Origin of the sequence: Streptomyces sp. HSW2009, from assembly GCF_040240285.1 — a bacterium.
Taxonomy (GTDB): domain Bacteria; phylum Actinomycetota; class Actinomycetes; order Streptomycetales; family Streptomycetaceae; genus Streptomyces.
Genome location: NZ_JBEHZD010001135.1, coordinates 1 through 483, shown reverse-complemented (window position 1 = coordinate 483; position 483 = coordinate 1). Strand labels below are relative to the sequence as shown.

General features: G+C 83.2%; 1 protein-coding gene. It reads left to right on the top strand.

Features of this window, described 5'->3' with window-relative positions; genetic code table 11:
• Positions 1-216: 216 nt before the first annotated feature.
• A partial coding sequence (locus AAHZ94_RS34915) for a hypothetical protein (protein WP_349997667.1) occupies positions 217-483 on the top strand: 267 nt, incomplete at its 3' end.

Sequence of the window (483 nt, the reverse complement as noted above, 5' to 3'; positions counted from 1 at the left end):
CGAGACCGGGGCGGCCGGATGTCCGCCCGCCCCCGCGCGGGGTGCTCCGCCGTGCCCGGGGGCCGCGTGCTGTCCCGGTGCCGCTTCGGTGTCCCATCTCGGCGGGTGCCCGGGCGCCGGCGCGCCGCGCCGTCTGCCCTGCGTGGTGGGGGTGCCGTCGGCCGACCAGGCGTCGACCGCCTCGCCGCCGTGGCCACCGCCCGCCGGGTGCTGCGCATGCGAAGCGTGGGGATGCGGTGCGTGCTGCGGGTGCTGCGGGCCCCCGTCCGCCGTCCGCTGCCCGGCGCCTGCCAACGATCCAGCGGCTCCAGCGGCTCCGGTGGCCGCCTCGGCCGGCCCCCGCCCGCCCGGGGCCCCCCGCAGATGGCCTTCGCCGTCCGGATGGGTGGCCAGTGGCGCCGGGCCGGGCGCCCCGCCGCCGAGGTCGCCGCCGGCAGGCGGCACCACGGACGCGCCGGGCCCGTGCCCGCCGGGCGGACCCCC